Here is a 23,152-nt window from a genome sequence, read left to right as displayed (position 1 = left end):
CGGTTGATGGGAAAGGCCCGTCCCTCGGCGTGAGGGGCGGGCCTTTTCTTATGCCGTTATCCCAAGGTCCGTTCAGCCTGAGCGAAGTCGAAGGCCACGCCCCTCACCGGCCCCCAACCTTGGCCCGCGCATGACGCTCGGCATGGGCGAGCAGCGTGTCCAGATCCTCTCGCGCGATGTCGAAGCTTTCGTGCATGTCTTCCAGCGCGGCGTCGACATCCTCGGGCCGGATCAGGGCGACAGGCGTGGGCGGGATCACCGCCGGCTCGTGTGGATAGCTGCGCCCCGTTGCGCGGTGGAAGAACATGCCCAACGCCACCAGCGCGATCGAGTTGATCGCGACCGGTGCGAAGGCGAAGGCGAAGCCCGCCGCATGGATGCCCTGGCTTCCGATCACAGCGGTCAGCGCCGCCGCCCCACCCGGCGGATGCAGGCAACGCGCCAGCGACATGACCAGGATCGCCCCGCCCACCGCGCAGCCCGCCGCCAGCGGGAGCGAGGGGATCGCCTGAAACATCGCCACCCCGACCAGCGTCGACAGGACATTGCCCCCGACCACCGACCAGGGCTGCGCCAGCGGACTGCTCGGAACGGCGAAGACCAGCACGGCGGACGCCCCCAGCGGCGCGACGATGATCGGCAGGTCGGGGCCGAGCGGCGGCAATCCGCCGCACACGACAATGGTCAGGGCGATGCCGATCACCGCCCCGATACAGGCGATCAGCCGCCCCGGCCATGTGGCTCCGGCCAACAATAGTCTGAAGAAGCGCATGAGCGTGCGTCTATGCCCGCGCGACCATCCTCGCCACCGCCAAAGCCTTGGTACAGACCTATTTTCTCTTCGCGATCAGACCTCTGCCAGGAACGCCACGCCTGGAATGGCGAGGCTCTGCCCCGTTGCGGTCAATCGCCCGTCCCGGCCGATACGAAAGGCATTGACCGTCCCCGACCGCTCATTGGCGACCAGCATCTCGCGTCGTCCCTCGCGCAACAGGAAGAAACGCGGCCAGTTGCCGCCGGTCGGGACATGCTGCACCAGCGTGGGCTCGCCCCTGGCGTCGAGGGAGAAGACGGTGATGCTGTTCGCCCCGCGATTGGAGACGTAGAGCGTCCGCCCGGCACGATCGATCGCGATATGCGCGGCATAGGATGCGGGACCACCCTCGGGCACCAGCGCGTGCTCGCCCGCTGTGCGGAACCGGCCATCGGGCAGGGCGTCAAGGACGAACAGCCGCGTCTGCAACTCGCACGCGACATAAGCCCGCGCCAGGGTCGGATGGCGGACCATATGACGCGGCCCCGCGCCCGCCGGCGCGCTCCAAGCCACGACCGGTTCGGCGAGGGTTCGCGCGGCGGGATCGAAGCGATAGGCGAAAATGGCATCCGCCCCCAGATCGACCGCATGCAGCCAGCGCCGATCGGGGCTGAACCCCACCCAATGCGCATGCGGCCCGGCCTGGCGCTCGGCGTTCGGGCCCTTGCCCCGATGCTGGAAGATCTGTGCCTCACCCGGCGCACCGGTCCGCCGGTCGAGCCGGTAGAAGGCGACCGACCCGCTGGAATAATTGGCGACCGCCAGACAGGCCGAGGAGCGGTCGAGCACGGCGTGACACGGGTCTGCGCCACCGGTCGAGGCCCCGCCCCGCGACCGCCAGCCGGGGCCATAGGCAGCGACCCGTCCCTCCGCCTGTTCGCGCAAGAGGTAAAAGGCGCCGCCCGGACCGTTCCCCACGCCATAGGAGGCATTGACGATGTCCGCCACGGGACGCCCGACGCGTCCGTTCGCGATCGGATACAGGCCCTTGCCACCCTCATTGGCATAGGTGCCCGCGATCAGGCGATCGCTGCCCGGTCCTTGTGCCAGTGCAGGCTCGATCGCCGTGCTCAGCCCGATCGCGGCCACCCCGACCATGATCTCGCGTCGTGTGGTCGTCATGCCTCTCCCCTTTTTTCGTCGCCCCTTCAAACGACAAAGGGGGCGGGAAGGCAATCACCTTCCCGCCCCCTGGGCCCTGCGATGCGATCAACGATTATTGGCAGCCGATCAGATTGCGACCACGCCGCCGTCATTCTTGGTGATGACGATGGTCGCCGAACGCGGGCGGATCGTCGCCGCCGCGCTGCCGCCCTGGCTGTCGGGCCAGTTGCTGGTCGGTGCCGACGGGGTCGTCGCGCCCTCGCCCGGATGCTGGATGTTGACGAAGACCGAGGTACCGTCCGGCGTCGAGTGGATACCGGTGATCTCGCACTGCTTCGGCCCCACCAGGAAACGCTTCAGCGTGACGCCCGGTGCCTTGCCGATCCGCGTGGTGACGGTGGCCGAGGCCCCGCCCGCGCTGCTCGTCACCGAACGCGTGCCGCCGTCACCGACCCGGCCGGGAATTGCGGCCAGCATCATGCAGTTGGTGACGTCGGTGAAGGCGCCGTCATCGGTCTGGATCCACATCACCGGCGTCGCCTGGCCAGCGACATTGCTCGGCAGGCTGAACCACAGGCCGTCGGGCGAGGAGAAGTCGTTGGTCGCATCGAGCCCCGACAGGTTGATATTGGTCGGGTCCAGATCCGCGCCCGCGCCAAAGGCATAGACGTCCCAAGTGAAGCTGGTCGCTTCGGTCGTGTCGCCGGTCTCGCGGAGGCGGATGATGTGGCCATTGCGGTTGCCGACCGAGGTCGAGGGCGGATCGACATAGGCGCGCGGATTCGCCGCATCGACACTGGTCTGACTGCCCGACGCGACCGGCTTGCGCGAGCTGTTGTTGGTCAGCGTGCAATACATCTCGCCGGTCGCCGGATTGACCGCGGTCCATTCCGGGCGGTCCATCTTGGTCGCGCCCAGCGCATCGCCCGCCAGACGGGTGTTGATCAGGACATCGGCCTGGTCGGCGAAGGGATAGACGCTGTTCGACGCGGTCAGTCCGTTCTGGCCGAACACCAGCGGCATCCACTGGCCGGTGCCGTCCGCATTGAACTTGGCGACATAGAGCGTGCCGTTGTCGAGATATTTGTCGCCCACCGCCAGACGGTCGCTGGCGCTCGCATCCGAGGCGTTCCACGGCGTCGCCGAGACGAACTTGTAGATATATTCGTTCTGCGCGTCGTCGCCCATGTAGAAGGCGGGGCGGACACCCGCGATCATCCGGCCGCTCTGGCAACCTTCATGGTTCATACGGCCGAGCGCGGTGCGCTTGCGCGGGGTCGAGTTCGGGTTGAACGGATCGATCTCGACCACCCAGCCGAACTGGAATGGCTCGTGGCGGAAATCGGCCGTGCCATCGGCGGCGAGCGCAGCATTGGCGGTCGCGTTCCAGCGGCGGAAGATGGTGCTCGACGCGTCCGACGGCGTCACCGTGGTCCAGCCATAATTGCCCGAGCGGCCTTCGCTGATGCCATAGCGGGCGAGCGAGGTGTTCTGCTTGGGCGTCGTCGCGGTGCGCACGGCCGCGTCACCGGTCGCCCGGCGGAAATAGCCTGCCCAATTCTCTTCATTGGTCAGGTAGGTATTCCACGCCATCGTGCCGTTGGCGCAGTTGTTGATCGTTCCGCGCCCCATGGTGCCATCGGCCGAATAGGCCGTCTTCAGCCACGCGCTGCCCTTGACCGGACCGCTGAATGCCATCGGGGTGTTGGGCGTGATACGACGGTTCAGCGCGGAGGCCTGGACATAGGTCCAGCCGCTGCTGCTCCGCGTCACCTCGATCACGGAGACGCCGTGGCACTCGATTTCCTTGATCGCCTCGCCTTCGGGGCGGGGCACCGGGGTCTGACCGTTGACGTGCAGATACTGCTCGCTGATATTCTCATGGTTGAGAACCAGAAGGCCGCGCGTGCTGTTATTCGGGTCTGGATTGGTGCCCGATGCCGCCAGGCCGAAATAGCTCATGCCGTCATGATGGTCGCCTGCGCGCTGCGCGAAATTGGTATCGGTGCCGTTATTGGCATAGGCCGCGACACCCGAGGCGATCGGATCGCCCAGACGATAGAGCACGGTCACGCTATAGCCCGAAGGCACGGTGACGACGTCGGCCAGGCTGTGCGGGACGGCAGTGAAGTCGAGCGTGATCGGCGTAACGGTGACGGTCACGCTGTTGTTCGTGACCAAACCGTCGCGGCTGGTGATCTCCAGATTGAAGCCGAGCTGGGTCGCGGTGGCGACCGCAGGCGCGCGGAACGAGGCGACCAGTTGATTGGCGTTGGTCAGCGTGACCGAGGGGCCTGCCGTCTGGCTCCAGTTCACATTGGCGACCTGCCCGCTGCCCACCGTGCCGGTCAGAGTGACGGGACGCCCCGCCGCGACGCTGGCGGTGCTGCCCGCGGCGGTGGCGGTGACGGCTTGCGGATTCTCGTCGTCGCACCCTGCCAGCAACATGCCGCCGAACAACGCCGTCGTCATCGCCGATACGCCGTGGCGCAGCGTCTGGCGGCGCGACAGGCGGGTGGCGATCAGGTCACTCATATGCGTATTGGCGGAGCGGTTGGTATCGATGTCGCCATCGTCATAGGCGATCAGGCTGTTGATATCCGACATGGAATGTCCCCCGGGCACCGCGCGAGGAAAGGCGCGGTCTCTCATGCGCCGTTTGCCGTCCAACCAAGTCATTCCGGCTTCATTTCGGCGTCATGTCGGTGACGCCGGAATGACGCCAGTATGACATGGGCGTCATTATGGCCTGGCGCTTGACTCCCCGCGCCGATCCGGCTAGGCGCACCCCCGCATCCGAATGGGCTTGCCTGTTCGGATTCCGTCCAAGACAGCAGGTGCCGGGGAATATGCCCTGGCTTAATCTCCTGCCGAGACGGGGAAAAGGATTTTGCCGGTCGCTCCAGCATCGCTGGTCACGTCCGGTCTGCCCCGCGTTACTCTGACGCGTCGGTTGCCCATTCCCCATCGCTGGACACCCCGAGGGGTGGTCACACCCCCCGGTCAAGCAACCGGGATGACCGTTCGCGGTCGTTCCAACCATGGAGAATGGCATGGATCGCGATCAAAAGAGCCAGGCCGTCGCCGAACTGAACCGCAACTTCAACGAGGTTGGCGTGGTGGTCATCACCCGCAACCACGGCATGACCGTCGCCCAGTCGACGGCCCTGCGCACGAAGATGCGGGAAGCCGGCGCGTCCTACAAGGTCTCGAAGAACCGGCTTGCCAAGATCGCAGCCCAGGGCACCGACTATGCCGGTGTCGCTGACATGCTGACGGGTCCCGTCGGCATTGCCAGCTCGATCGATCCCGTGGCCGCCGCCAAGGTGGCCGTGGAATTCGCCAAGACGACCGACAAGTTCGAGATCGTCGGCGGATCGATGGGTGCGAATGTCCTTGATGTCGCAGGCGTGCAGGCGCTGGCGACTCTGCCCTCGCTGGACGAGCTCCGGGCGAAGCTGGTTGGTCTTATCGTCGCTCCGGCGACGAAGCTGGCCACCATCACCCAGGCTCCCGCGGCGCAGATCGCCCGCGTCCTCGCGGCTTATGCCGACAAGGACAAGGAAGCCGCCTGAACTTCGGGCGAATACGACGATTTGAACTGACACACTCGGGCCATTTTAGACGGCCCGTATTGGAGATAAGAACATGGCAGACCTGAACGCGCTGGTTGACCAGCTGAGCGAGCTGACCGTCCTCGAGGCCGCTGAGCTCTCGAAGATGCTCGAAGAGAAGTGGGGCGTCTCGGCCGCTGCGGCCGTTGCCGCTGCTCCTGCTGCTGGCGGCGCTGCTGCTCCGGCCGCTGAAGAGAAGACCGAGTTCGACGTGATCCTCACCGGCGACGGTGGCAAGAAGATCAACGTCATCAAGGAAGTCCGTGCGATCACCGGCCTGGGCCTGACCGAAGCCAAGGCGCTGGTCGAAGGCGCTCCGAAGCCCGTCAAGGAAGGCATTGCCAAGGACGAGGCCGAGAAGATCAAGAAGCAGCTCGAAGAAGCCGGCGCGACCGTCGAGCTCAAGTAATCGGACTGCGGGGGGCAACCTCCGCACCCGTTCGCTTGGCGAGCTAAAGAAAGGGCGGCCCCTTCGCGGGGGTCGCCCTTTTCTTTTGCGCGGCGCCACCAAGCCAGAGGCGCGCCACCGCCCCCACATCGGGGCGGTCGGCATTCCCATCCTACCCTGCGACCCGGCTCCATGGGCGCGCCGCGCGCATGTCCAGCCGGCACATATTCTTCAGCCCATGCCGCCGGATATAGATCATCGCCCGTGCATCATAATCCGCCGCGCCTGGGTCGTCGAAATGCCAGTCGGGGGGGTTAAAAGTCGAAAAGCCGTTTACCGTCGGCACCCGCCATTGCTCGGCCAGGAACATCGCATCGACATTGTGCGGATAGAGCGCGTTCAGCTCCGCATTGACATAGAGGCGCTCGCCCACCCGCGTCGCCACCACGTAAAAGCCATCGCATCCCGCCGGTGGCGGCGGAATCGCATCGAGCGCCGTACGCTGAATCCGGCGGCTGAGTTGTGCGGCCGTCTCCGCCGTCAGATTTTCCGCGAACAGGAGCGCGACGATCGCCCCCGCCCACAAGGGTCGCGACCGCATCAGCGCGGCGGCGCGCGCCCGCCAGGCGCTCACCACGATCAGGAGGAACGGCAGCGTCAGCCAAAGCTGATAGCGGGACACGACCCGCATCCCCTTCGCCCCCGGCACCAGGAAGAAGACCAGGTTCCAGGGCGACACCTTCCCGAATTGCAGCGTCAGCATCCAGGCGACGATCATCGCCAGTGCAAAGGCGCGCCATAGGGTGGAGGCCACGGTGCCGTCCATCATGCGGCGACGCATGACGATTCCCCATGCCGCGACGATCAGCAAACCGCACAGGATGGGCGGGATCCCGACCTCATGCTCTCCGCGCAGCACACGGCCCGGCAAGGCGGGATCCTGCGGCATTGCCTCATGAACCATCGCCAACAACGGGCGGAACAGCCAGCCCCAGAGGTAATTGTCCGGACCGACATTGATCATGTCGATGACCGGGGTGATCAGATAGCCCAGCATATCGTCATAGGCCTCGCCCCCCGTTTCGTGCAGCTTGGGCAGATAGACGATGAGGAAAGGCAGAATCAGGATCGCGAAAGCGCCCATTCCCCAGGCGATCACGCCCGCATGGGCCCGGATCAGCCGCCACAATGCCGCGGGTCGGGCATGACCGGTCAGGATGCTCCAGCACAGCACGAACAGGCAGGCCGAGAAGATGGTGAACCAGGCCATGTAATAAGAGGTCATCAGCCATGCCGCCATCAGCGCCGCCAGCGCCACCGCCTGTGCGCGTGCGGGGCCGCCCCGCCCCTCGGCCTCCGCTCGCACGCACCTGATCGCCAGCATCATCGCCAGGGGCAGCAAGCCGACGCTCTGCAACTGTGCATGAACGGCCTGCAGCCCGATATTGCTCGCGATCGTCCAGGATAGCGCGACGAACAGCCCCGCCTTTCGCCCCCAGCCCAGGCTTCGGACGACCAGCGCATAGGCAAAGACGAAGCCGATCGTCTTGAAGGTCAGGATGTTCAGCGTATCGGCATGAAAGGGATCGACGAAGATCCGCCAGAAGGAATAGACGAGGCCATAGAGGAAATAGCCGTCATTATACCCCAGCGTGCCGCGATAGGGGTGAAAGTAGAGCGTGCTATCCCATGCCGACACGCCGTGCAGCACGTTGCGCCAATGTTCGAGGATGGTCATCTCGATCATCGCATCCGCCCGGTCCCCGAACCCCAGATCGAAACCGCTGGCGATCGGCACGCGGAAGACGATGAGCATCGCGATCACATAGGCCAAGGCAAACGCCACCATGGCGGTGACGCGCGACGCGCCCCCGTGCGGTGCCGACAAGGGAGAAGGCTGAGGGGATGGCGATCGATCCATGCCGGTCGCCTATGGATCCGGATCGTCCCTGTCGAGCCCACTGATCGCCCCCTGGGTACCCGTTTGGACGGGACCGTATCGTAACCCCATGGTTTTGCGAAAAGCCTTGCCATCGAAAAAATCAGGCCAAGAATAGGCGCAGCATCTCTTCGAGGGCCTGCCCCGTGTCCACGCCACGCCTCGCTTCCGCCATGTTGCCCGGTTCGCTCCGCTGGCTGACGATGGCGAGCGCGCCGTGGCTGATCGCATCGTCCGCGACCCGCTATGATTGGTCGACGGCCGACCTGTCCTATCTCGATGGCTCGCCCTATCGTGCCGAAGCCGCACCGTCGCAGGCCCTGTGTCGAAAGCTGATCGACCGCGAACCCGCGGCGTCCGAACGGCCGAGCGCAGCGCAGGCGACGGCGCTGAAGGACTGCGACAGCGAGGCCCTGCTCTATGGCATCGGGCGACCGGCCGATCCGATGGCGGCACGGCAGTGCGCCATGCTGGAACGTGACAGTGGGAGCGATAAGCCCAATCCCTATTTCACCGGTCCCGGCATTCTGGCGGTCGCCTATGCCAATGGCTGGGGCGGCCCGCGTGACATTGAGCGGGCGATCCACATGGCCTGCGGAATCGACGACGCGCCCGCCGCGACACAGGATCGGATCGCAAATCTGTCCAGGCTGTCCAACGCGTCGGGTGCCAAGCCCTTCGACATTTGCGCCGACGCCAGCAGTGGCGCGAGCGGTGGCCTCTGCGCTTCGCATGATGCGCGGCTGCAGGACCAGAGCCGGGCCCGCACCATCGCAATATGGCAACGCTCCTGGACGGCGTCTCGCCGCACCGCGTTCGACCGAGCTTATGCCAACATGGCCGACTATGCCCGGACGGCCCATGACCTCGATTGCTTCAGGGGCACGGCGGCGGCGGAGTGCACGATCCGCGGCACCCAGAAAGACCTTGATCGCTTCCTCGCCAAGGTCGGTGCCCTGCTCGGCCGCAACCCGCCTCCGCCCGTACCGCCCATCGAGGCGCGAACCAACGCCGCCACGGCCGCCGATCGGTGGGCGAAGCAAGTGGCCGAACTCGATAAGGACGACCGCCCGGACTTTCAGGAAAACGGTCGCAAGACGGTTGCTGCCCGCGCCCGATTCGAACGCGATCTGCTCGCCTTTGCCGCAACCATCCCCGGCACAACGCCCCATCGGACGCGCCAGTTGTTCTCGGACCTGTAGGATCGGGGCAGCGACTCGCTTCCGACACCGGCCGGCAGCGGTGAACCGTCACGCCATGGTTTCTTGCAAGAGGTCTCTTCGAAAGCGACCGCCTATTCCCTGACACGCCTCACCGGCCAATGCAGGTATCCGGTTTGGCGTCGACCAGCGCTCCAAACCAAATTCCCGACCTTCGCCAAGTGGGAAGAAGGGTGCAACCGTCGCCCTAGCGACCATAGCTACCCATCTCGCCAAAGGAGGGTGTCCAGGCAAGCCAAGGCGACGATCCTGACGCTGACGCCCCGCTCAAGACCCCGAAATCCCGGAAGATTTACTCCGCCGCCTCGATCACGGCCGTCGTGTCTGGCTGGCTGTACACGCGGTCCAGATAATGGTTGGCGATGATATAATGGGCTCGAACCGCTGCCGGATGGGTCGCTTTCTGGGCCAGTTCGAGTTCGGTTTCGGCACGCTGGTAGAAATAGTCTTCGTCAATCTCGGGGGACGTCATTTCAGGTCTCCGGGACCCGTCGGCGTGCCAATAACCCGCGCGCCTCCGGGATCTTCTCCAATATTTGTATATGGTTGGGAGGGTGTTTCGGTTCCCATTCCGGAGCTTTCCACACCCTCCATTCGGCGCAAATCCGCCATTTTCGTCGCAATGCGTCATGCCCGCCCGGCCCGGTCGGCGTCTCTATCAAAGGATAAAGCGTCGCCCATAAAAAACCGCCGCCCGGTTTCCCGGACGGCAGCCTTTCGTTTTCAATCCCTTAGCCGGATCAGTCGTTCAGATACTCACCGGCATCCGCATCGGTGCCGTGACCCGAAGGCGCAACCTCTGCCAGCGGGTCGTTGCCGGTACCGACGTCCTCACGCGGCGAACGAGCATTTTCCGCTGCCCGCTGCTCGGCGGCGCTGACCGGTGCGATGATCGCCTCGGCCAGCTTGCGCTGCTGGGCGCGGAGCGCGGCATCGCGGCTGGAGGCCGCCACGCGCAGGCGGTTCATGCCAGCGCCGGTACCCGCCGGGATCAGGCGGCCGACGATGACATTCTCCTTCAGGCCCATCAGCGTGTCCTGCTTGCCCTGGACCGCCGCCTCGGTGAGGACGCGGGTGGTCTCCTGGAACGACGCCGCCGAGATGAAGCTGCGGGTCTGCAGCGACGCCTTGGTGATGCCGAGCAGGACGGGCTTGCCCTGCGCACGCGCCTGGTTCGCGTCGAGCTTGTCGTTGATCGCGTCCATTTCCTCGCGATCGACCTGCTCGCCCTTCAGCAGCGTGGTGTCGCCGCCATCGGTGATCTCGACCTTCTGCAGCATCTGACGAACGATCGTCTCGATGTGCTTGTCGTTGATCTTCACGCCCTGGAGTCGATACACTTCCTGGATTTCGCTGACCAGATATTCGGCCAGCGGCTCCACGCCCATCGTTTCCAGAATGTCGTGCGGATCGGGCGAGCCGCCGATCAGGTTGTCGCCACGCTTGACGTAGTCGCCTTCCTGAACGTCGATCACCTTCGACTTGGGCACCAGATACTCGACGACCTCGCCGCCATCCTCGGGCTGGATGCCGATTTTGCGCTTCGCCTTGTAATCCTTGCCGAACACGACACGGCCCGAGACCTTGGCGATGATCGCCGAGTCCTTGGGAACGCGTGCCTCGAACAGCTCGGCGACGCGCGGCAGACCGCCGGTGATGTCGCGGGTCTTGGCCGACTCGCGAGCGACACGGGCCAGAACGTCACCGCCCTGCACCTGCGCACCGTCCTCGACCGAGAGCGTCGCACCCGGCGCCAGCATGTAGCGGCCGGCCTCGCCCGAATTGTCGTCGAGCAGGGTCATGCGCGGACGCAGATCCTCCTTCGACTTGGTCGAGGCGCGGTACTCGGTGACGACGCGCTGGGCGATACCCGTCGCTTCGTCGACCTGCTCGGTCAGGGTCTTGCCCTCGATGAGGTCCTGGAACTTCACCGTACCGGGGTTTTCCGTGATCACCGGCATGGTGAACGGATCCCACTCGGCCATGCGGTCGCCCTTCGACACGATGTGACCATCGTCGAACAGCACGTACGCACCGTAGGGGATACGATCCACCGACAGCTCGCGGCCGTCCATGTCGACGATCGCGATCTCACCCGAACGGCTCAGCACCACGCGACGACCACGCTGGTCGACGATCAGACGCAGGTCGCGGAACTGGACGACACCGTCCACCGCTGCTTCCAGGTTCGACTGCTCGTTCAGCTGCGCCGCGCCACCGATGTGGAAGGTACGCATGGTCAGCTGCGTACCCGGCTCACCGATCGACTGCGCCGCGATGACGCCGACCGCTTCGCCGATGTTCACCGGCGTACCGCGGGCGAGGTCACGGCCATAGCATTTGCCGCACACCCCGACCTTCGATTCGCAGACCAGCGGGCTGCGGATCTTGACCGACTGGGTGTTCGCCGCCTCGATCTTGGCCACCATCGGCTCGTCGAGCAGGACGCCCGATGCGATGATGACTTCGCCGGTCTTGGCGTTGACGATTTCCTCGGCCGTGGTGCGGCCCAGGATACGCTCGCCGAGCGAGGCGATGGTCGAACCGCCCTGCACGATTGCCTTCATCTCGAGGGCGCGGGTCGTGCCGCAATCCTCTTCGATGATGACGCAGTCCTGCGACACGTCGACCAGACGGCGGGTCAGGTAACCCGAGTTCGCCGTCTTCAGTGCCGTGTCGGCCAGGCCCTTACGCGCGCCGTGGGTCGAGTTGAAGTATTCAAGAACGGTCAGACCTTCCTTGAAGTTCGAGATGATCGGCGTTTCGATGATCTCGCCCGACGGCTTGGCCATCAGGCCGCGCATGCCCGCCAGCTGCTTGATCTGCGCGGGGCTACCACGCGCGCCCGAGTGGGCCATCATGTAGATCGAGTTGATCGGCTTTTCGCGGCCGGTCATCGGACCGTCCTCATAATGCCGGACCGCCTTGATCTCGTTCATCATCGAGTTCGCGACCTGGTCGCCGCAACGGCTCCAGGCGTCGATCACCTTGTTGTACTTCTCCTGCTGCGTGATCAGGCCGTCCTGATACTGCTGCTCGAAGTCCTTCACCTGCTCGCGCGTCTCGTCGACCAGACGATCCTTGTCCGGCGCGATGATCATGTCGTCCTTGCCGAACGAGATGCCGGCGCGGAACGCGTGACGGAAGCCCAGCGCCATGATCGCGTCGGCGAACAGCACGGTCTCCTTCTGGCCGGTGTGACGATACACCTCGTCGATCACCTCGCCGACGTCCTTCTTGGTCAGGACGCGGTTGACGATGTCGAAGGGCACCTTGTGGCTCTTGGGCAGGCACTCGCCCAGCAGCATGCGACCCGGCGTGGTCTCATAGCGCTTGAGATACTGCTCGCCATTCTCATCGGTCTGCGGAACGCGACTGATGATCTTGGTGTGCAGCGTGACGGCACCGGCGAAGAGGGCCTGATGGACCTCCTCCATGTCCGCCAGCATCATGCCCTCGCCCGGTTCCTTCTGCTTTTCGAGCGAAAGGTAGTACAGGCCCAGCACCATGTCCTGCGACGGCACGATGATCGGCTTGCCGTTGGCGGGCGACAGGATGTTGTTGGTCGACATCATCAGGACGCGCGCTTCCAGCTGCGCTTCGAGCGACAGCGGGACGTGAACGGCCATCTGGTCGCCGTCGAAGTCGGCGTTGAACGCCGAGCAGACCAGCGGGTGAAGCTGGATCGCCTTGCCCTCGATCAGCACCGGCTCGAACGCCTGGATGCCCAGACGGTGAAGCGTCGGCGCACGGTTCAGCATGACCGGGTGCTCGCGGATCACCTCGTCCAGGATGTCCCAGACTTCCTTGCGCTCCTTCTCGACCCACTTCTTGGCCTGCTTCAGGGTCATCGACAGACCCTTGGCGTCCAGACGGGCATAGATGAACGGCTTGAACAGCTCGAGCGCCATCTTCTTCGGCAGGCCGCACTGGTGCAGCTTCAGCTCCGGACCGGTCACGATGACCGAACGGCCCGAATAGTCGACGCGCTTGCCGAGAAGGTTCTGACGGAAGCGGCCCTGCTTGCCCTTCAGCATGTCGGACAGCGACTTCAGCGGACGCTTGTTGGCGCCCGTGATCGTGCGGCCGCGACGGCCGTTATCGAACAGCGCGTCGACCGCTTCCTGCAACATGCGCTTTTCGTTGCGGACGATGATGTCCGGCGCACGCAGCTCCATCAGGCGCTTCAGGCGGTTGTTGCGGTTGATGACGCGGCGATACAGGTCGTTCAGGTCCGAGGTCGCGAAGCGGCCACCGTCCAGCGGCACCAGCGGGCGCAGCTCGGGCGGGATGACCGGGATCACTTCCAGGATCATCCATTCGGGACGGTTGCCCGATTCGATGAAGCTCTCGACGACCTTCAGGCGCTTGATGATCTTCTTGGGCTTCAGCTCCGACTTGGTCGTCGCCAGCTCTTCCAGAAGCTGCACGCGCTCGCCCTCGAGGTCGAGGCTTTCGAGCATGATGCGGACCGCTTCCGCGCCGATCCCGGCAGAGAAGGCGTCCTCGCCATATTCATCCTGCGCGTCGAGCAGTTCGTCCTCGGTGAGAAGCTGATACTTCTCCAGCGGGGTCAGGCCCGGCTCGATGACGATATAGGCTTCGAAGTACAGCACGCGCTCGAGCTGCTTGAGCTGCATGTCGAGCAGCAGGCCGATGCGCGACGGCAGCGACTTCAGGAACCAGATGTGCGCGACGGGCGCCGCCAGTTCGATATGGCCCATCCGCTCGCGGCGGACCTTCGACACCGTGACTTCGACACCGCACTTTTCGCAGACGATGCCCTTGTACTTCATGCGCTTGTACTTGCCGCACAAGCATTCGTAATCCTTGATCGGACCGAAGATGCGCGCGCAGAACAGGCCGTCACGTTCCGGCTTGAACGTGCGATAGTTGATCGTCTCGGGCTTCTTGATCTCGCCGAACGACCAGGAGCGGATCTTATCGGGCGACGCGATACCGATCTGAATCTGGTCGAAGGTTTCCGGCTTGGCCACCGGATTGGCGAAGTTGGTCAGTTCGTTCATTTTGCTTTCCTCACAGGGAGGGAAAATTCATCGGGCGAGCGAGAAAGGCGCCGGCGGGGCGGGTGGCCCCACCGGCTCCGTTTCTTACTCCGCCGCCTCGGCCAGACCGTCGTCCTGGGCGTCTTCCATCGACTTGAGGTCGACGTTGAGACCCAGCGAGCGCATTTCCTTGACCAGCACGTTGAAGCTCTCCGGGATGCCCGCCTCGAAGGTATCGTCGCCCTTGACGATCGCCTCGTAGACCTTGGTGCGGCCGACCACGTCGTCCGACTTCACCGTCAGCATTTCCTGGAGCGTGTACGCCGCGCCATAAGCCTGCAGCGCCCACACTTCCATCTCACCGAAGCGCTGGCCACCGAACTGCGCCTTACCACCCAGCGGCTGCTGGGTAACGAGCGAGTACGGCCCGATCGAACGCGCGTGGATCTTGTCGTCGACCAGGTGGTGGAGCTTCAGCATGTAGATGATGCCCACGGTCACCTTGCGGTCGAACTGATCGCCGGTGCGCCCGTCGAACAGGTCCGACTGGCCCGAGGTGTGAAGGCCCGCCAGCTCCAGCATCGCCGACACGTCGCTCTCGCGCGCGCCGTCGAACACCGGGGTCCCCATCGGCACGCCGGTGCGAATGTTCTGGACCAGCTCGGCCACTTCCTCATCGTCCCGGTTCTGGATGTCTTCGGCATAGTGATCGCCGTAGATTTCCACGAGCCGCGACTTCACCGCTTCCGGCACCGCGCCCGGCTTGGCGTCGGGGTTGGCTTCGCGCCAATCCTCGAGCTGCGCCGCGACCTGCATACCCAAGTTGCGCGCCGCCCAGCCCAGGTGGGTCTCGAAGATCTGACCGACGTTCATGCGCGACGGCACGCCCAGCGGGTTCAGCACGAGATCGACCGGCGTACCGTCCGCAAGGAAGGGCATATCCTCCTGCGGCAGGATGCGGCTGATGACGCCCTTATTGCCGTGACGGCCGGCCATCTTGTCGCCCGGCTGCAGCTTGCGCTTCACCGCGACGAAGACCTTGACCATCTTCAGCACGCCCGGCGGCAGCTCGTCACCACGCTCCAGCTTGTCGCGGCGGTCATGGAACTTGTCCGTGATCCGCTTGGCGGCTTCGTCATACTGCGCCTTGACCGCTTCCAGATCGCTCTGGCGCGCGTCGTCGGCGACGGCGAACTTCCACCATTCGTGACGATCGACCGATTCCAGCACCTCGGCATCGATGACGATGCCCTTCTTCACGCCCTTGGGCGCGGCAGTGGCGGTCTGGTCGAGCAGCATCTCGCGCAGGCGGCTCCAGGTCGCCCGGTTGAGGATCGTGCGCTCGTCATCGGCGTCCTTCTTCAGACGCTCGATCTCCTCGCGCTCGATCGCCATCGCGCGCTCGTCCTTGTCGATGCCGTGACGATTGAAGACGCGCACGTCGACGATCGTACCGGCCACGCCCGGCGGCAGGCGAAGCGAGGTGTCGCGCACGTCGCTGGCCTTTTCACCGAAGATCGCGCGGAGGAGCTTTTCTTCCGGCGTCATCGGCGATTCGCCCTTCGGCGTGATCTTGCCGACCAGGATGTCGCCCGGCTCCACCTCGGCCCCGACATAGACGATGCCCGCCTCGTCGAGGTTGCGCAGCGCCTCTTCACCCACGTTCGGAATGTCGCGGGTGATGTCTTCCGGCCCGAGCTTGGTGTCGCGCGCCATGACTTCGAACTCGTCGATATGGATCGACGTGAACACGTCGTCCTTCACGATCCGCTCGGAGATGAGGATCGAGTCCTCATAATTGTAGCCGTTCCAGGGCATGAACGCGACGAGCGCGTTACGGCCCAGCGCCAGCTCACCGAACTCGGTTGAGGGGCCGTCGGCGATCACGTCGCCCGCCTTCACGACGTCGCCCACCTTCACCAGCGGACGCTGGTTGATGCAGGTCGACTGGTTCGAACGCTGGAACTTCATCAGCGTGTAGATGTCGACGCCCGACTTGCCCGCATCGACCTCGCCGGTCGCGCGAACCACGATACGCGACGCATCGACCTGGTCGACGATACCGGCGCGCTTCGCCGCGATCGCCGCGCCCGAGTCGCGGGCCACCGTCTCTTCCATGCCGGTGCCGACGAAGGGCGCTTCCGCCTTCACCAGCGGCACGGCCTGACGCTGCATGTTCGAGCCCATGAGCGCGCGGTTGGCGTCGTCGTTTTCCAGGAACGGAATGAGCGAGGCGGCGACCGAGACGAGCTGCTTGGGGCTGACGTCCATCAGCGTGATCTGATCGGGCAGCGCCATCAGGAACTCGCCCGCCTGACGCGCCGAGACCAGATCCTCGGTGAAGCGGTTGTCCGCATCCGTCGCAGCCGAAGCCTGTGCGACGGTGTGCTTCTGCTCCTCCATCGCCGACAGGTACACGACCTCGTCGGTCACCTTGCCGTCGATCACCTTGCGGTACGGCGTCTCGATGAAGCCGTACTTGTTGACGCGGGCGAAGGTCGACAGCGAGTTGATCAGACCGATGTTCGGGCCTTCCGGCGTTTCGATCGGGCAGATACGGCCATAGTGCGTCGGGTGAACGTCGCGGACTTCGAAGCCCGCACGCTCACGCGTCAGACCGCCCGGCCCGAGCGCCGAGACGCGACGCTTGTGCGTCACTTCGGAGAGCGGGTTGGTCTGGTCCATGAACTGCGACAGCTGCGACGAGCCGAAGAACTCGCGCACCGCGGCGACCGCGGGCTTGGCGTTGATCAGGTCGTTCGGCATCACCGTCGACACGTCGACCGACGACATGCGCTCCTTGACCGCACGTTCCATGCGCAGCAGGCCGACGCGATACTGGTTCTCCAGCAGCTCGCCCACCGAACGCACGCGGCGGTTGCCAAGATTGTCGATATCGTCGATCTCGCCCTTGCCGTCCTTCAGATCGACCAGCGTCTTGACGACCGAGAGGATATCCTCGGTGCGCAGCGTGGTGACCGTATCCGGGCAGTCGAGGTCGAGGCGCATGTTCAGCTTGACGCGACCCACGGCCGACAGGTCGTAGCGATCGGGATCGAAGAACAGGCCGGAGAACAGCGCTTCCGCGGTTTCCAGCGTCGGCGGCTCGCCGGGGCGCATGACGCGGTAGATGTCCGACAGCGCCTGCTCGCGCTCTTCGGCCTTGTCGGCCTTCAGCGTGTTGCGGATCCAGGGACCGGTCGCGACATGGTCGATGTCGAGCAGCTCGATCGTGTCGACGCCCGCCTTGTCCAACGCTTCGAGGTTCTCGGCGCTGATCTCGTCACCGGCTTCGACGTAGATTTCGCCGGTCTGCTCGTTGATCAGGTCATAGGCCGAATAGCGGCCGAAGATTTCCTCGGTCGGGATCAGCAGCTGCGACAGGCCGTCCTTGGCCGCCTTGTTGGCGGCGCGGGGCGAAATCTTCTGACCGGCGGGGAACACCACCTCGCCCGAGCTGGCGTCGACGATGTCGAACATCGGCTTGGCACCGCGCCAGTTCTCGGCCTGGAACGGGATCTTCCAGCCGCCATCGCCGCGAACGAAGGTCAGGCGGTTGTAGAAATAGTTGAGGATCTCTTCCGAGTTCATGCCCAGCGCATAGAGCAGCGCCGTCACCGGCAGCTTGCGCTTGCGGTCGATACGGACGTTGACGATGTCCTTGGCGTCGAACTCGAAGTCCAACCACGAGCCGCGATACGGAATCACGCGCGCGGCGAACAGATACTTGCCCGAGGCATGGGTCTTGCCGCGGTCATGGTCGAACAGCACGCCCGGCGAACGGTGCATCTGGCTGACGATGACGCGCTCGGTGCCGTTGATGAAGAAGGTGCCGTTCTCCGTCATCAGGGGCATGTCGCCCATGTAGACGTCCTGCTCCTTGATATCGATGACCGACTTGGCTTCGGTGTCGGGATCGACCTCGAACGCGGTCAGGCGCAGCGTGACGCGCATCGGCGCGGCATAGGTGATGCCCCGCTGGCGGCATTCTTCCACGTCGAACTTCGGGTCCTCGAGGACGTAATCGTCGAAGTCGAGATAGGCGGTGCCCGCGAAATCCTGGATCGGGAAGACGCTGCGCAGCGTCTTTTCCAGCCCCGAGACATGGCCCGTGGACTTGTCCGAGCGCAGGAACTGCTCGTAGCTTTCGCGCTGAACCTCGATCAGGTTCGGCATCTGCACCACTTCGTGGATGTCGCCGAATACCTTGCGGATACGCCGCTTGGCGGTGCCGCCATCGCCCTTGCGCGGGGCGGAGCCGCTGTCGATCGCCTTGGTTGCCATGGGTCTGTCTGCCTCGTCAGCCATAAATCACTGCCCGGATGCCTCCGGACCAGACGCAACGACAGACGCCGAAAGGCCGCTCGCAAATATCTGCGGCGGCATCCGGCGTCCGTTAAACCAGCAATCCTCCATTCGACCGACACGCTGCGCGAAGGCGCATCATTTCCCGAAGATTGTGGTGAGTAACCGCGATATAGGAGCGATACCTCCCGGTGTCAAACCCGCCACGCACCCGCGCGGGGAAAGTTCCCGGAAAGCGCGCGATCAGGGCGGCTCTGCCATATATTGGCCGCATATCGCGGTACACAAGGGCTTGCATCCGCCGGTCTCACCGGGCACGGCTTAGCGGTCGGGCCCGTGGCCCGAACGGCCGGTGAAGACTATAGTTACCACGAGGAATGCCTTTCATGACATCGTCCGGGCCGCGTCGCATCGCGCGCCTCCTTGCCCTGACGCTGGCGCCGGTGCTCGCTCCGATGCTGGCCGCGCCCGCCCTCGCCCAGACCGCGCCCCAGGATGGCGACGCCGCCGCCCGCCCCTCCACCAATGGACTGGACGGGTTCAGCCTGAGCCCGCGCACCACCACCCCGTCGGGCACCCAGACGCCTGTGCCGACGCCGCCCACGCCACGCCTCGTCCTGCCGAGCCAGGCCACGCCGGAGCCGACCCCGACCCCGCGCGCCACGCCGACTCCGCGTCCCACGCCACGCGCCACCCCGGCTCCAGCGCCCAGCCCGACCCCGGTCGAGGCGCCGACGCCCGCCCCCTCGCCGGAGCCGCCCGCGACCCGCTTGCCCGACCCCGAAACGCCGATTGGCGTTCAACCCGATCCGGGCGCGGAGGGGATGACGATCACCAATGGCCAGACGGCCAATCCCGCCATCGTCGCCCCCGGCACCGCCGCGCCGGAGGCGGGCGAGCCCGAGCGTGACCTTCCCTTCTGGCCGCTGCTGATCGGTACGGGGCTGGCCGCGCTCGCCATCGGCCTGTGGCTGGGCCGCCGCAGCCGTCGTCCCCAAGCCCTGCCCGCACCGACGATCGCCCCCGCCGCGCCGCCCGCCGATCGCCCGGCCGAATCCGCCGCGCCCCGCGCGCCACAACCTGCCGCGCAGCCGGTCCCGGCCCAGCCTGCCGCCCCGCCGCTGCCGCCCGAACCCAGCTTCCTGTCGGTCGAGGCACGCCCGTTGCGCGTTGGACTGAACATGCTGACCGCGACGATCGAGGCGGAGGTGACGGTGCGCAACACCGGCGCGACGCCGATCGGGCGGGTCGCGGTCGATCTGCGGCTGCTCAGCGCGCATGCCGGGCTCGACGCCCAGTTGATCGAACTCGCGCGCCAGCCGCAGGGCCGCCCGATCGTGCCGCCCTTCGTCCTGGCCGCCGGCGAAAGCCGCACGGTGCGCGGCGTCACCGCCCTGCCGCGCGAGGCGATCCATGTGATCGATGCCGCCGGACGCCCGATGTTCGTGCCCATCTTGGCCGCCGCCGCGCATACCGACTGGGGCGTATCGCGCTGCGCCTATGCGGTCGGGCTGGAGCGGACCGATTCATCCAAGCTGTCGCCGATCTGGCTGGATCAGCCGGGGCGGATGTACGATCAGGTCGCGGCCAGGCCGCATGTCATGAAGGGGTGAAGCCGGGGTCGAGGCGTCAGCTTCGACCTGCGCGGCGCCTTTGGATCAACCCGCCCGCATATCCTCGGTAATGACGTGCGGCGCGGTCTCGCCGAAGCGACGGACCAGCGTCTCGAAACCCTGACCCTCGATGCGGATTTCGTTGAAGGCGGGCGGCGTCTTGCGCGTTCGCTTGGACAGGGTGCCCGCGCCAATCATCCGGATGATCCAGCCATGGCGGTCCACCGGCACGTCGAACGGGTCGTGGACATGCCCCGACAGCACCGCATGCGCGCCCGCCGCCGCCAATTGCGTCAATGCCTCGTCGCCATTGCGGGTCTTGGCGGTCCCCTTGGTGCCGCCCTCGATCAAGGGGTGATGCGCGGCGACCAGGATCAGATGATCTTTGGGCGCTTGTTCGATCAGCGCGAGCGCTCGGCGAAGCGAGCTGAGGCTGACCCGCCCTTTCGACCAGTTCCACCGCCACTGCGCCCGCGCCGTGGTCTTGAGCGGCACCACCGTCACGCCCGGCAGGTCGAGCGGCTTCTCGATCATCCGCTCCACCGCCGCATAGCGTTGATAGGGCGCGAAGAACCGGCGGAACGGGTCCCAATAATAGGGGATGTCGTGATTGCCGACCTCGACCGTCACCGGCACGCCCAGCGATTGCAGCCACTCGCCGCCCGCCTGGAATTCGCGCTTGGTCGCCCGCATCGTCAGGTCGCCGGTCATGATGACCGCATCGGGCTTTTCCACCGCGACCCGTTCGGCGAACCAAGCGAGCGCGGCGGGGTCTTCGGCACCGAAATGCACGTCGCTGACATGAAATAGGCGGATCATGCCGCGCGTCCTAGCCTTTGCGGGCGCATCACGGCAACTCGGCCAGTTCGCGCGGCTCGTGCATCGGGCAGCCATTCACCCGGCCGCGATACTCGGCCGAGAAGCGATAGGTATCCTTGCGCGCGCGGTTGATGTTGCCCAGCGGCCGGTGCGCCGCCAGTCCGTGCCAGATGCTGTAGGACAGCGCATCGTCGATCGCATTGGTCTCGCCGTCGCGCCAGCTGATCTGCGGGGCGGCGGTGAAGGTCGCGACGGTGACATAGGGGCTGTCTTCTTCGCTCCACTCGGCGGTCGCATCCTCGATCGGCATGGCGTCGAGATCGCGATTGAGCTGGACGCGCAACTCCCACTGGCCGCCTTGCTCGATCATCACCTCGCGAACCACTTCACGCAGCGCATCGGGGCGGTCCTGCGTGTCGACCGTATCGCCGGTCAACTGGGTCAAGGCGGGGCTGACCGGGAACAGCGCGAACTTGGCAATATGGTCACCGTACCGGAACGGCGTCTGGCTGTAATAGGTCTCGCCCAGCGGGTGGGCCTGCTTGGCCCCGCCCAGCGTCTTGAGCGTCGCGCTCTCGATCCCGACCGTCTCCAGCGTCGCCTCGACCCCGCGCAGGATGCCCGACAGCAGTTTCTTGCCGCCCTCGAACTTGTCGGTGGTGGAAGCCAGCATCTTCAGATTCTTGGCAAAGGCGTCCGCGGTCGGCGCGGTGAAGACCGGTGCATTGGCCATCACGAAATCCTGGGTCGCATCGCCTTCTGAGCCGGGCAGCCGCTCGCCCTCGACCCCGATCACCTTCAGCGCCAGCCCGCGCGGCAGGCCGATCGCATCGTCCAATATGTCGCCCGGATTGGTTGAGATGCGCGCCACCGCGTCATACTTGCCGGGCGTCGCGAACAGCCCCTGCGCCAGTTCGGCGGGGAGAGTGTCGTGGACCTTCAGCTTGCCCCGGATGATGCCATGCGCCTTGGCATGGACCGCGCGGACGCCGTGGCCATAGTCGTTGGACGTGGTGTCGAGGATATGTTCGAACGACTGTTTCATCTGGTCGACGGTTTCGCCCTCTTCGGGCTTCACGTCTTCGACCTGGGGGGTGAATGGGACGGGGGTCTTCATGGGGGCTCTCCCTGCAAGCCTCCTCCAACCCATGTTGCCCGATAGCGTTCCTTGCGGGGAATGGGACGTGCCCGTCGCCAAAGCCCCCGCGCCGGGGAATAAAGCGCGATCTTCCCCCCGCCCCGACGATCCGCTAACCGGGCCGACATGGCCTTTTATCATCCGCTCCTCTTCGCCCTCGATGCCGAGCGCGCCCATGGTCTGACGGTTTCGATGCTGTCGCGCTGGGGGTCGCTGGGCGCACCGATGGGGACCGATCCGGCGCGCTATCCCCGGCTGGCGACGCGGGTGGCGGGGATCGACTTCGCCAATCCGCTGGGGTTGGCGGCGGGCGTCGACAAGAATGGCGAGGCGATCGACGGCTTTTTCGGCCTGGGCTTCGGCATGGTCGAGATCGGCACGCTGACCCCCAAGCCCCAGCCCGGCAACCCGAAACCCCGTCTGTTCCGGCTGGTCGAGGACAAGGCCGTCGTCAACCGCTACGGCTTCAACAATGGCGGGCTGGACGCCGGGCTGGCGCGTGCCAAGGCGGCGAAGCGCAAGGGCGTGCTGGGCATCAATGTCGGCGCGAACAAGGATGCCGCCGATCGTATCGCGGACTATCGCCACGGCGTGACCCAGGCCGCGCCGATCGCGGATTATGTGACGATCAACATCTCAAGCCCCAACACGCCGGGCCTGCGCGACCTGCAACACGGGCCCGCACTGGCGGAGTTGCTGGCGGCGTCGCGCACGGCGGCGGGCTCCGTGCCGCTGTTCCTCAAGGTCGCGCCCGACCTCGACCCCGGCCAGATCGACGAGATCGCCCGCGCTGCGATCGATCACCGGCTGGATGCGATCATCATCGGTAATACGACCATCACCCGCCCCGATGTGACGAGCGCCAACGCGGCCGAAACCGGCGGCTTGTCGGGCCGCCCCCTCGCCCCGCTCGCCCGCGCGCGACTGGCCGATTTCCGCAAGGCGACCGGGGCTGCGATGACGCTGATCGCGGCGGGGGGCATCGATAGCGGGGCAGAGGCCTATGCCCGCATCCGGGCGGGGGCGAGCCTGGTGCAGCTCTATTCGGCCTTGGTCTATGAAGGCCCCGGCCTTGCGGCCCGCGTGCTGGCCGATCTCGACGCCCTTCTCGCCCGTGACGGCTTTGCGAGCGTGGCGGAGGCGGTCGGCGCCTGACGTTACGGCTTGGCGGCGGCCGATCCTTGCCGCTAGG

14 protein-coding genes are annotated in these 23,152 nt (G+C 65.6%); 5 read left to right on the top strand and 9 right to left on the bottom strand.

Features of this window, described 5'->3' with window-relative positions; translation table 11 throughout:
* Positions 1-103 precede the first annotated feature (103 nt).
* The 3 genes from NZL82_RS05935 to NZL82_RS05925 form a co-directional block, all read right to left on the bottom strand.
* Positions 104-772 carry an HPP family protein gene (locus NZL82_RS05935; protein WP_261268854.1) on the bottom strand — a complete coding sequence of 223 codons (669 nt, stop codon included), beginning with the start codon at positions 770-772 and terminating at the stop codon, positions 104-106.
* Positions 773-847: 75 nt separating this feature from the next.
* Entirely contained in the window at positions 848-1,936 is a 1,089-nt protein-coding gene (locus NZL82_RS05930; RefSeq protein WP_261268853.1) for a lactonase family protein, read from the bottom strand.
* A gap of 108 nt (positions 1,937-2,044) precedes the next feature.
* Positions 2,045-4,525 carry a PhoX family phosphatase gene (locus NZL82_RS05925; protein WP_261268852.1) on the bottom strand — a complete coding sequence of 827 codons (2,481 nt, stop codon included), beginning with the start codon at positions 4,523-4,525 and terminating at the stop codon, positions 2,045-2,047.
* A 446-nt stretch (positions 4,526-4,971) separates the two neighbouring features.
* On the opposite strand from NZL82_RS05925, the gene rplJ reads away from it, so the two are divergent.
* Positions 4,972-5,493, top strand: a complete 522-nt coding sequence (rplJ, locus tag NZL82_RS05920; RefSeq protein WP_261268851.1) for a 50S ribosomal protein L10 — start codon at positions 4,972-4,974, stop codon at positions 5,491-5,493.
* Between the two features lie 73 nt (positions 5,494-5,566).
* Entirely contained in the window at positions 5,567-5,941 is a 375-nt protein-coding gene (gene rplL / locus NZL82_RS05915) for a 50S ribosomal protein L7/L12 (RefSeq protein ID WP_007403895.1), read from the top strand.
* A gap of 151 nt (positions 5,942-6,092) precedes the next feature.
* Here rplL and NZL82_RS05910 read toward each other — a convergent pair whose 3' ends face one another.
* Positions 6,093-7,769: a hypothetical protein gene (locus tag NZL82_RS05910; RefSeq protein ID WP_261268850.1), complete on the bottom strand. Its 1,677-nt coding sequence runs from the start codon at positions 7,767-7,769 to the stop codon at positions 6,093-6,095.
* A 236-nt stretch (positions 7,770-8,005) separates the two neighbouring features.
* Here NZL82_RS05910 and NZL82_RS05905 point away from each other — a divergent pair, with 236 nt between their 5' ends.
* A complete protein-coding gene (locus NZL82_RS05905) occupies positions 8,006-9,061 on the top strand; it encodes a hypothetical protein (RefSeq protein WP_261268849.1) in 1,056 nt (351 codons plus the stop codon).
* A 310-nt stretch (positions 9,062-9,371) separates the two neighbouring features.
* Here NZL82_RS05905 and NZL82_RS05900 read toward each other — a convergent pair whose 3' ends face one another.
* The 3 genes from NZL82_RS05900 to rpoB all read right to left on the bottom strand — a co-directional run bounded on the left by NZL82_RS05900 (position 9,372) and on the right by rpoB (position 18,369).
* Positions 9,372-9,551 carry a hypothetical protein gene (locus NZL82_RS05900; protein ID WP_261268848.1) on the bottom strand — a complete coding sequence of 60 codons (180 nt, stop codon included), beginning with the start codon at positions 9,549-9,551 and terminating at the stop codon, positions 9,372-9,374.
* 268 nt (positions 9,552-9,819) lie between these two features.
* Positions 9,820-14,106 (bottom strand): DNA-directed RNA polymerase subunit beta', encoded by a 4,287-nt coding sequence (rpoC, locus tag NZL82_RS05895; RefSeq protein ID WP_261268847.1) that lies wholly within the window; start codon positions 14,104-14,106, stop codon positions 9,820-9,822.
* An 84-nt stretch (positions 14,107-14,190) separates the two neighbouring features.
* Positions 14,191-18,369 carry a DNA-directed RNA polymerase subunit beta gene (rpoB, locus tag NZL82_RS05890; RefSeq protein WP_261268846.1) on the bottom strand — a complete coding sequence of 1,393 codons (4,179 nt, stop codon included), beginning with the start codon at positions 18,367-18,369 and terminating at the stop codon, positions 14,191-14,193.
* 407 nt (positions 18,370-18,776) lie between these two features.
* On the opposite strand from rpoB, the gene NZL82_RS05885 reads away from it, so the two are divergent.
* A complete protein-coding gene (locus NZL82_RS05885) occupies positions 18,777-20,003 on the top strand; it encodes a hypothetical protein (protein ID WP_261268845.1) in 1,227 nt (408 codons plus the stop codon).
* A gap of 45 nt (positions 20,004-20,048) precedes the next feature.
* On the opposite strand, the gene NZL82_RS05880 is transcribed toward NZL82_RS05885, so the two are convergent.
* Both NZL82_RS05880 and NZL82_RS05875 read right to left on the bottom strand, forming a co-directional pair.
* The gene (locus NZL82_RS05880) at positions 20,049-20,822 is read right to left on the bottom strand and encodes a metallophosphoesterase (RefSeq protein ID WP_261268844.1); all 774 of its coding nucleotides are present in this window, start codon (positions 20,820-20,822) and stop codon (positions 20,049-20,051) included.
* A gap of 28 nt (positions 20,823-20,850) precedes the next feature.
* Complete coding sequence (locus NZL82_RS05875) at positions 20,851-21,939, bottom strand: catalase family protein (protein ID WP_261268843.1); 1,089 nt, start codon at positions 21,937-21,939, stop codon at positions 20,851-20,853.
* Positions 21,940-22,086: 147 nt separating this feature from the next.
* Here NZL82_RS05875 and NZL82_RS05870 point away from each other — a divergent pair, with 147 nt between their 5' ends.
* On the top strand, positions 22,087-23,115 hold the full coding sequence (locus NZL82_RS05870; protein ID WP_261268842.1) for a quinone-dependent dihydroorotate dehydrogenase: 1,029 nt from the start codon (positions 22,087-22,089) through the stop codon (positions 23,113-23,115).
* Positions 23,116-23,152 lie beyond the last annotated feature (37 nt).

The sequence above is a fragment of the Sphingomonas sp. LC-1 genome (assembly GCF_025371035.1).
GTDB lineage: Bacteria > Pseudomonadota > Alphaproteobacteria > Sphingomonadales > Sphingomonadaceae > Sphingomonas > Sphingomonas sanguinis_E.
The sequence above is the reverse complement of the archived record's forward strand: the minus strand, read 5'-3'. Positions and strand labels throughout refer to the sequence as shown.

Bases quoted from the DNA above. Each gene is read 5' to 3' on its own strand.
- NZL82_RS05935 (WP_261268854.1), bottom strand. From the start codon at position 772: ATGCGCTTCTTCAGACTATTGTTGGCCGGAGCCACATGGCCGGGGCGG.
- NZL82_RS05930 (WP_261268853.1), bottom strand. From the start codon at position 1,936: ATGACGACCACACGACGCGAGATCATGGTCGGGGTGGCCGCGATCGGG.
- NZL82_RS05925 (WP_261268852.1), bottom strand. From the start codon at position 4,525: ATGTCGGATATCAACAGCCTGATCGCCTATGACGATGGCGACATCGAT.
- rplJ (WP_261268851.1), top strand. From the start codon at position 4,972: ATGGATCGCGATCAAAAGAGCCAGGCCGTCGCCGAACTGAACCGCAAC.
- rplL (WP_007403895.1), top strand. From the start codon at position 5,567: ATGGCAGACCTGAACGCGCTGGTTGACCAGCTGAGCGAGCTGACCGTC.
- NZL82_RS05910 (WP_261268850.1), bottom strand. From the start codon at position 7,769: ATGGTGGCGTTTGCCTTGGCCTATGTGATCGCGATGCTCATCGTCTTC.
- NZL82_RS05900 (WP_261268848.1), bottom strand. From the start codon at position 9,551: ATGACGTCCCCCGAGATTGACGAAGACTATTTCTACCAGCGTGCCGAA.
- rpoC (WP_261268847.1), bottom strand. From the start codon at position 14,106: ATGAACGAACTGACCAACTTCGCCAATCCGGTGGCCAAGCCGGAAACC.
- rpoB (WP_261268846.1), bottom strand. From the start codon at position 18,369: ATGGCAACCAAGGCGATCGACAGCGGCTCCGCCCCGCGCAAGGGCGAT.
- NZL82_RS05885 (WP_261268845.1), top strand. From the start codon at position 18,777: ATGACATCGTCCGGGCCGCGTCGCATCGCGCGCCTCCTTGCCCTGACG.
- NZL82_RS05880 (WP_261268844.1), bottom strand. From the start codon at position 20,822: ATGATCCGCCTATTTCATGTCAGCGACGTGCATTTCGGTGCCGAAGAC.
- NZL82_RS05875 (WP_261268843.1), bottom strand. From the start codon at position 21,939: ATGAAGACCCCCGTCCCATTCACCCCCCAGGTCGAAGACGTGAAGCCC.
- NZL82_RS05870 (WP_261268842.1), top strand. From the start codon at position 22,087: ATGGCCTTTTATCATCCGCTCCTCTTCGCCCTCGATGCCGAGCGCGCC.